Source organism: Epilithonimonas hispanica (genome assembly GCF_003385395.1).
GTDB lineage: Bacteria > Bacteroidota > Bacteroidia > Flavobacteriales > Weeksellaceae > Epilithonimonas > Epilithonimonas hispanica.
This window is the reverse complement of the sequence record NZ_QNUG01000148.1, coordinates 1-352: the sequence shown is the minus strand read 5'-3', so window position 1 is coordinate 352 and position 352 is coordinate 1. Positions and strand designations below refer to the sequence as shown.

Annotated in this window: 1 pseudogene; it reads left to right on the top strand. The window is 41.2% G+C overall.

Annotation, left to right across the window (positions count from 1 at the left end):
- Positions 1-352 (top strand): annotated as a pseudogene (locus DRF58_RS18885) (IS5/IS1182 family transposase); the annotation flags it as partial.

Below are 352 nucleotides of genomic sequence, written 5' to 3'. Positions count from 1 at the left end.
CGTGGCAAGGGAAGAGGACAAAGACCCTGAACCGCCGGAATTTAAAGAAATCAGCAAAGAAAAGATCCAGCAAACCGTAGAAAATATCAATGCCAAATTGAAAGGCAGCGACCGCAAGACCGATTGCGACAAAAAAGCTAAAGCCAAGCTGAATTACATTAAAAATAATTTTGAGAAAAACCTCGATAAATACGAAGCTCAGGAGGCTATTTTGGCAGAGAGGAATTCCTACAGCAAGACTGATGAGGACGCTACTTTTATGAGGCTAAAGGATGACCATATGCAAAACGGACAGCTCAAACCGGCCTATAATGCACAGATTTCTACCGAGAATCAGTTTATTGTAAATTAC